This window comes from Chloroflexus sp., from assembly GCF_034435895.1.
Lineage (GTDB): Bacteria > Chloroflexota > Chloroflexia > Chloroflexales > Chloroflexaceae > Chloroflexus.
The window spans coordinates 1-7,573 of sequence record NZ_DAOTWH010000245.1; the positions used below are offsets into that span (position 1 = coordinate 1).

At 58.1% G+C, this 7,573-nt stretch carries 7 protein-coding genes; 2 read left to right on the plus strand and 5 right to left on the minus strand.

Annotated features, from left to right (window positions below):
• The first annotated feature begins 168 nt into the window (after nt 1-168).
• Entirely contained in the window at nt 169-1,128 is a 960-nt protein-coding gene (locus U9R81_RS14130) for a response regulator (protein ID WP_322496076.1), read from the plus strand.
• A gap of 114 nt (nt 1,129-1,242) precedes the next feature.
• Here U9R81_RS14130 and U9R81_RS14135 read toward each other — a convergent pair whose 3' ends face one another.
• Nucleotides 1,243-1,782: a cob(I)yrinic acid a,c-diamide adenosyltransferase gene (locus tag U9R81_RS14135; RefSeq protein ID WP_322496077.1), complete on the minus strand. Its 540-nt coding sequence runs from the start codon at nt 1,780-1,782 to the stop codon at nt 1,243-1,245.
• A gap of 192 nt (nt 1,783-1,974) precedes the next feature.
• Between U9R81_RS14135 and U9R81_RS14140 the strand changes: the two genes are divergently transcribed.
• A complete protein-coding gene (locus U9R81_RS14140; protein ID WP_322496078.1) occupies nt 1,975-2,913 on the plus strand; it encodes a cation diffusion facilitator family transporter in 939 nt (312 codons plus the stop codon).
• Nucleotides 2,914-2,977: 64 nt separating this feature from the next.
• Here the strand turns inward: U9R81_RS14140 and U9R81_RS14145 are convergent, their stop codons facing one another.
• The 4 genes from U9R81_RS14145 to U9R81_RS14160 form a co-directional block, all read right to left on the minus strand.
• Nucleotides 2,978-4,861 carry a DUF5671 domain-containing protein gene (locus U9R81_RS14145; RefSeq protein ID WP_322496079.1) on the minus strand — a complete coding sequence of 628 codons (1,884 nt, stop codon included), beginning with the start codon at nt 4,859-4,861 and terminating at the stop codon, nt 2,978-2,980.
• On the minus strand, nt 4,861-5,355 hold the full coding sequence (locus tag U9R81_RS14150; RefSeq protein WP_322496080.1) for a hypothetical protein: 495 nt from the start codon (nt 5,353-5,355) through the stop codon (nt 4,861-4,863). The genes U9R81_RS14145 and U9R81_RS14150 overlap by 1 nt, the downstream gene beginning before the upstream one ends.
• Before the next feature lie 95 nt (nt 5,356-5,450).
• The gene (locus tag U9R81_RS14155) at nt 5,451-6,059 is read right to left on the minus strand and encodes a metal-binding protein (RefSeq protein ID WP_322496081.1); all 609 of its coding nucleotides are present in this window, start codon (nt 6,057-6,059) and stop codon (nt 5,451-5,453) included.
• Between the two features lie 4 nt (nt 6,060-6,063).
• On the minus strand, nt 6,064-7,245 hold the full coding sequence (locus U9R81_RS14160; protein WP_322496082.1) for a glycosyltransferase 87 family protein: 1,182 nt from the start codon (nt 7,243-7,245) through the stop codon (nt 6,064-6,066).
• Nucleotides 7,246-7,573: the final 328 nt, after the last annotated feature.

The following is a 7,573-nucleotide window of genomic DNA, read 5'->3' on the forward strand; positions in this document are numbered from 1 at the left end:
CTCTCCCACCATCAGGTGGGAGAGGGGGCCGGGGGGTGAGGGCCAGCACCGCGCTATTTATGTCTTTCCGTGGCCATTCCCACCTGCCACGGCCGTACCCAAACGAGCATGGTATAATACCGCCGCGCGCAACAATGCTTGTGTGCGCCATATCGCAAAGATACCGCTATGCGCACTATTCTCATTATAGACGATGATGTCGCCTTCACGGCGAAACTCAAAGAACAACTCAGCGAAGCCGGCTATCGCGTGCTCAATACGAGCATCATTGCCCACGCCGAACGCGAATGCGCCCGCGAGCACCCCGATCTGGTGTTGCTCGAAGTGCACACTGAGCGCGATGCTGGTTGGGAAGCGCTTCCGCGGCTGGCGGCCCTGCAACCGGTGATCGTGCTGAGCAGCGCCGGGTTGGAAGAAGATGTCATGCGCGGGTTTGCCGCCGGCGCTGCCGATTATGTCACTAAACCGTACCGCACCGGCGAGCTGTTGGCCCGCATTCAAGCCCGTATGCTGCCGGAAGCACCGGTGATCGCGCCGGCGAAGCCGGTGGCGACCGCCGCTACCGTTGAGGAGACCCCTGCGATACCGAGCGAGCGCCGCCCCACCGAGGAAGAGCCTGAGCCGGTCTTTATGAGTGAGGCCGAGGAACTGGCGCTGCTGCGCAACACTGAGACCACGCCGATCCGCCAGTTGACCGAAGGTGAAGCGCAGGCCAGCTTTGGTCGCCGTTTGCGCGCCGAACGCCAGCGCCGCCATTTGACGCTGGTGCAGATCGAGAACGACATCAAGGTGCGTATGTATTATTTGCAGGCGATCGAAGATGAGCAGTGGTCGCTGTTGCCGCGCGGCCCGGCGGCGCTGCGCATGATGCGCGCCTACGCGAGCTATTTCGGTATTGACTCGGCGGCTGCCGAGGCTGAGTATCGCTCCCGCTACCAAATTGACGAAAAACCGCCGGCGTTCTCATTTATCGTCGGCAACGTCAACACGCGCATTACCCGCCGCACCCTGCCCCGCTGGCTGATTATCACGCTCGCGGTTGTGCTGGCGCTTACGATTGCCGGCGGCGCCATTGCCTATTTCGATCCGGCATTCTTTAACCAACTGTTTGGGGCGTTATCGTCATAAATTGGGGAATGCGGCAGTGCAACTGCCGCATCAACATCCGTCTGCTCTCCCCTCTGGAGTGCGGCAGTGCAACTGCCGCACTTCACACCTTCGGTTCCGTTCCTCAACCCGCCGCTACGGCTTCTGCCACGGCACATCAGCCACACCGGCCCGCGCATTGGCAACACGCGCCGCAACAAACAGAAAATCCGACAACCGGTTGAGGTACGGCACGATCTCAGGATTGATTGCCTCTTCGGCGGCCAACGAAACTACGACCCGCTCAGCGCGCCGGCAGATGGTGCGGGCCAGATGCAAATACGCCGCAGCGGCAGTGCCGCCGGGTAGAATAAACTGCTTGAGTGGCGCTAATTCGGCTTCCATCGCATCGATCTGCGCTTCGAGAAAGGCCGTCATCACAGCCGTTACCCGCGGGATGTAGGGCGAGTCCTCTGGCGCAGCCAGATCCGATCCCACCACAAACAGTTGGTTTTGCACCACCGCCAGCGCCGCATCGAGCGCCGGATCAACTCCGGCTGCCCGCACCACGCCAATCGCCGAATTGCATTCATCGGCAGTGCCGTACGCTTCCACCCGCAGCACGTCTTTCCGCACTCGCGGCCCGCCAAACAGAGCTGTTTCACCGTTATCGCCGGTGCGCGTGTAAATCTTCATGGGATGGCGCTCCTTGCCAGAGGTCTCGATGCCTGATGCTCGCTATTCGTAGTATACACGAGAAGCGATCACCACATTTCGTTATTGCGAAATTGTCTGATCACGTCGCCCAAAGAATCGGCTGCGATCTTGCCAAAACCGCTTCGTTCCGGCTATCCTTGCAAGTGATGGGAAAGACAGAGGAGTATCAACGTGAGCGAGCAACACACCCTTACCCGCTATGCATGGCTCTCGATTGCCGCCGCCGTGGCGACGATCAGTCTCAAGCTGGTTGCTTATTGGCTGACTGATTCGATCGGTTTGCTGGCCGATGCGCTTGAGTCACTGGTCAATCTTGCCGCTGCGGTGATGGCGCTCTGGATGCTGACCATCGCCGCCCGTCCCGCCGACCATGATCACGCCTATGGTTATGGCAAAGCTGAGTATTTCGCTGGCGTCATCGAGGGCGTGCTAATTATTATCGCTGCCAGCGGGATTGGCTGGACGGCGTTCCAGCGCCTGTTTGCGCCGCAGCCGCTTGACCATACCGCCGCCGGTTTGGCGGTAGCCGGCATCGCGACGTTGATTAACGGTGCGGTGGCAATAGTATTGCTCCGCACTGGCCGCCAACACGACTCGCTCACGCTTGAAGCCGATGGCCAGCATCTCATGACTGATGTGTGGACGTCGGTCGCCGTCGTGGCCGGGATCGGGTTGGTGGCGCTCACCGGCTGGTATATCCTTGACCCACTGATCGCGCTAGCAGTGGCAGTCAATATCACCGTGACCGGTATTCAACTGGTGCGCCGCGCGGTGTTGGGGTTGATGGATACTGCCCTGCCGGAAGAAGAGCTGGCGGCTATTCAGACCGTGCTCGCCGATCTCGGCGACTATGGCTGCGATTATCACGCCTTGCGCACTCGTCAATCCGGCGCGCGCCGCTTTATCTCGTTTCACCTGCTCGTGCCCGACACATGGAGCATCCAGCAAGCGCACGCGATGGCTGAACAGGTTGAGGCTGCGGTGCGCGCCGCGGTGCCCAACAGCACCGTCTTTACCCATCTCGAACCACGCAATGATCCCACGGCATTGGCCGATATTGCGCTTGATCGAGCGGATGAAGCGGAGCACACCGATCCAGTTACCCGTTAACCCTCTTAGCGGGCCGCACCGCGGTGCGGCCCTTGTTTCGCACGGCAAATTAAAGAGGGGTTACTTACCTAAACGCAAACAATGTCACCTGTACGATCCCAACTATCACCAAAGTAACCACAACGATCGCGATCAGCGCCCCCACCACGACCCCTGCCCCAACCCCACGCTGCGGACGTAACGGCTCGCCAGCTAGCGTCTGTCGTACAGCCTGCACAAGCTGCGCCGGGATATTCGTCGCCACTGCTGGTTCTATCCCAACCCAAGCCCAATTCGGATTGGCTATGGGTATGAGCAACTTCCGCGCTGGATAGCGATCAAGCTGACTGGGATCACTGCTTGGCTGCCATACGCCAACGATGAGATCGGCGTTAGCTAGTTGCGTTTCGGCTTCAACTGCACCACCCGCTATGGCAAGCGCCAGTTGCGGGAACCGTTCGCGCAGAGCGCCGGCAATCCGCTCGGCTAATTCGCCCTCGGCCAGCACTGCTACCCGCACCTGCGCTTGCCGGCTCCGTTCAGCCGCTTCACGCACTCGACTGTCGGTACGCACTGCTAACCCGTGCGTGACCAGCACCCCGACCGCTATCAGACTATACGCAATTGCTTGCGCCAGATCAGCCAGCAAGTTGCCGCTGAATGGCTCTCCTAATGCAATGCTAATCAACCGGGAGAGAATGTAAATTAAGGTGGAGAGCAGGGTGAGCGACGCGACAAACAAAAAGCCAAAGAGGTAGATCCGCCGTACCAGCGAGCTGCGCTCAGCGATGCCCCCTTCGCCGGCCATGGCCGCCGCGCGTTGTACGTGCCGCCAGCACCAGAACCAGATCGGCAACCCTGCCACCAGAACCGCGCTAAACCACGCTAATGGCTCGCGGAGATCGGTAATCAAACCTTCGCCGGCTAATCCGCGAATAATGACGCTGATAATGACGCTGATCAAACCGCCAGCGCCAACGAGCGCCGCCAGTTGCCCGATGGCCGCCACCAAATACCACGCCAGCCGTCGGACCCCCGTCTGTCGCGGCCCTTCCGCGATCGCTGCTGCGTCGGCATTGATAACCGAGACGTGGTAGAAGGCAACGATCGCCCACACTGCAGCCGGTGCGATCACATCGATCAGATTACCGCTGACCGGCAGCCCTAACCAACTACGGAATATACTCGCTAAAAAGCTGGTCACAATCGTCACTGCCGTTAAGGAGGCGCCTACAATCACGGCGTAGAGGTAAAACTTGCGAAATGCCGAGCCGCGCTCATCCTCATCGGCGCTAGCAAAGAGGCGCTGTGCCCGCCACCAATGGCCTAACCAAACGACCATCCCGATCAGCAGTTCTATCAGAATGTCGCTAAGCAGCCGAACGCCGGCGCGTCCGTTGGCAAACCCAAATATGAGCCGGATCAGTTCAATCACGGCATTCGCCCAGATCAGCACACCGAAGGCGGCGAACGCTAAGAGGTAGACGCGCCGGATCAAGGCGCCGGCGCCGGTCAGCGGCGCTTGGTGAGCATCGTTACGCGCTACCACACTATGGTAACCAAACAGCGCGCCTAAGATCAACGATGCGATGAGACTGTATCCAAGCGATGACCGCGGATCAATCAGGTTAGCGCCGATAAGAAGATGAGTAGCAGTTTCAAGCAGCCTGTACACATTAGTGATCAGCGGCATCAAGAAGGCGGCTAGATTACCGTACAGGTAGAGTTTACGCACTGCGGATGCCCGTTCATCCTGATCCCGCTGCGCTAATCGCTCGCCCCACAGCCAATGGACGAACCAGAGCGGCAAGCAGGCAGCAAAGATCGCTAACTGGAAGGCGGTCGCGCCGATTGCCGTCCGATCAGACGCGGCAAAAGCGTTATCCAAGAGCCCGATCAAGGCCCACGTGAACCCTTGCAGCCCGATCGCAGCACTGACGTACAGATACCATCGCCGTACAACTGCCATCAGCAGCCCTCCTTCTCCTCCCAACATTCCTCCCAGATCCGCAAACCGCCGCTCCCGCCAGTTAATTGCCAGCCCGTATCTGTCCGTACTAACTCCATCGTGATCGGGTTGTTTGACTGCGAGATGCTTATGAGATCGCTACGATAGACAATCGTTTCACGCACCAGTACGTTGGCGTAATCTCCGTTCACTTTGCTATCAACCACCATGTAGCTGACATCGTTATCAGAAAATAGTGAGGGGGGCAATTGATCGCGAAGTTGCTGTACGTTCTTTGGATAACCCGGCAAGGTTGGCGAGAGGTACGAGTACGCGCGCTCGTAATCGCCGCGTTCGAGGGCTAAAATGTAGTTGAATACCACGTCAGCCGGATCATTGCCGGTGCGATATTCTGACTCGGTGCGCGTAAATACCACTACCGCGGCAATAATCGCCAAGAGTACGGCTCCGCCAACAATGCCCCATAATAAGCGGTCGCTCGATTGAATGCGCATAGGGTATCTTCCTTTCTCGCCAACGCCACTCGCGCATGGTTGCATGCACCATGATATCAGATTCGCTACAGATAAAGCATACCCCAACAAAAAAATTATCGCCACTGTCGCTCGTGGCGTGGCCGCCATTGATCGTGGTCGCGATAACGCTGCCGTAATCGCCGGCCACGGCTTCCCAACAGCCAATTGCCGTTCGTCACTAACCAGTCGGCGATCGTGTGTGCGGCGCTGCCGGTGCAGAAGCCGATGACGAAGGCCCACGTCTCAGTAGGATGCGCTCGAATCAATTCTTGCACCCACGCTGCCCATTCGCGATGGTAGGCCGGCGTCGCAAGACCGATTTGCCCCAGTACCCAGACGAAGGCGAGCGCCAATCCGTATACGACCGCTGCAAAATAGCCGAGCCGCAGCAGTGGTGAAATGATGAGACTGTGGCTCCAGAAGCCGCGGTGCGGGATCAGCCACATATAAGGCCGCCAGATCCAAAAAAAGATTCCCCAACGATTATCGATCGCCGAGTCGATGTCGAGATCAGGCGAGAACATGATCCCCGATAGCAGATGCGCGCCGCCGAGCCAGAGACTACAAGCGAGGGCGGTGTCTGGTGAGATCGGCGTGTATTCCAGATAGGTATAATATGCCAGCGAGGTGATCGCTACGCCGCTGAGAACAGTAATGAGATCATGGGTAGGGGCGGATGGCATAGGTTCACGATTGGGTTATTGGCCTCGCGGCGCGATGGCAGCGCCACAGCCGGAGTGCCGTGAGAATAAAAAGGATACAGGCTTGTCCAACAAGACCGGCAGCGAAGATTTGGCGTTCTTGCCACATGACGCCAACCCATGGCACGAGAAAGGCTACGCCTAACCACCAATATTCCAGCCGGCGCTGGCTCGTTTGTAAGAGCCATAAGAAGGGAAAGAGCGAGCAGACGTGATCGTAGTTGTTAAAATAGGGAATGGCGAGGATCGCTGCCAGCATTGCCCAATATAAGCCGATCTCAATATTGAAAGAGAGCGACGTTACCCACAAAAACCAGCCGGCTGCCACAAGACCAAAGAGCAAGCCGGCATGAAGCGCAGTTGAGATGACGGGAGCGCCAAACAACAACCGCACGGCCATAATCGATCCGCCCGAACAATTCGGACACACGCCGAAATCGGGCAGATTGCGAAACATGTCTAACATAGCTAGATAATCGTTCAGCCACCGCGGATAAGCCAGCGTCACCCCAGCTAGCAGGCCGAGGATCGCCACCGTTACCCCGGCTAACGCTCGCCATTGCCACGGCTGGCGCTGAATCAAGAGCCAGCCGCCTGCGGCTGCAAATGGTAATGCGCCAACATGCGGTTTGAAGGTCATCAACAGCATCCCGAGCACAAACAAACTGGCTGATTGGCGCGAGGCCGCGTAGATCGTGATAGCGATCCCTAGCAAGATCGGCGCAGTGAACTGACCAACTATCACTAGGCTAATCACCGTCGGCGATACAATTATCACGCTCAACGCTATCACCCGCCATTTGGCTGACCACGGCAACGTGATCAGAATAACGCTGCCAGCTAGCATGCTCAAATTGATCCAAAACCACATGCGAGCGGCATGTTCAGGCGTTAGCCAGCCGAGAAAGAAGACGCTGTATGCAAACCAAGGCGGATACACATAATGAGGATATTTGACAGTATCGATGACTGGCCCGAAGAGTTGCTGCGCTAATCCTAACTGCGCGGCATAGTCATAGAGTCCGATACTCCGCCCTAGTCCGACCGTAGGTACATAGAGAGTAAGAAAATCGGTCACGGCTGGAATTGGCAGCGGAATAAACGACAGAGCAGTAATCACGACGGCAAGCGCCGCTCCAATCCCAACCACGCGCACAATCTGCGACATTGTTGCTCCTGTGTTACCGACCTAGGGCCAACGGTTGTCTCATGAACTCTACCCCTCACTTCAAGGATGTAATCCGTCCGCATTGTACTACGACTTGCACAGGCGTTCCAGCTGTGACAGCGAACTGTGCAGGAGCCGCCGAATAGTGCTATAATAGCACGGGTGTTCGATCTGTGGCGGAGGTTTGCATGGAATCGTCCCCCATTGCCGCTTTGCCCGGCCAGCCGCCGGGGCCGCGCCTTGCTTTTGCCAGTGATCGCCAACGCCCCGACGAGATCGCCGAGGCGCTGGCGGCGCTGGCCAATGCCCACGGTGGCGCGCTGGTGAT

Coding starts and splice junctions, on each gene's coding strand:
- U9R81_RS14130 (WP_322496076.1), top strand. CDS start 169: ATGCGCACTATTCTCATTATAGACGATGATGTCGCCTTCACGGCGAAA.
- U9R81_RS14135 (WP_322496077.1), bottom strand. CDS start 1,782: ATGAAGATTTACACGCGCACCGGCGATAACGGTGAAACAGCTCTGTTT.
- U9R81_RS14145 (WP_322496079.1), bottom strand. CDS start 4,861: ATGGCAGTTGTACGGCGATGGTATCTGTACGTCAGTGCTGCGATCGGG.
- U9R81_RS14150 (WP_322496080.1), bottom strand. CDS start 5,355: ATGCGCATTCAATCGAGCGACCGCTTATTATGGGGCATTGTTGGCGGA.
- U9R81_RS14155 (WP_322496081.1), bottom strand. CDS start 6,059: ATGCCATCCGCCCCTACCCATGATCTCATTACTGTTCTCAGCGGCGTA.
- U9R81_RS14160 (WP_322496082.1), bottom strand. CDS start 7,245: ATGTCGCAGATTGTGCGCGTGGTTGGGATTGGAGCGGCGCTTGCCGTC.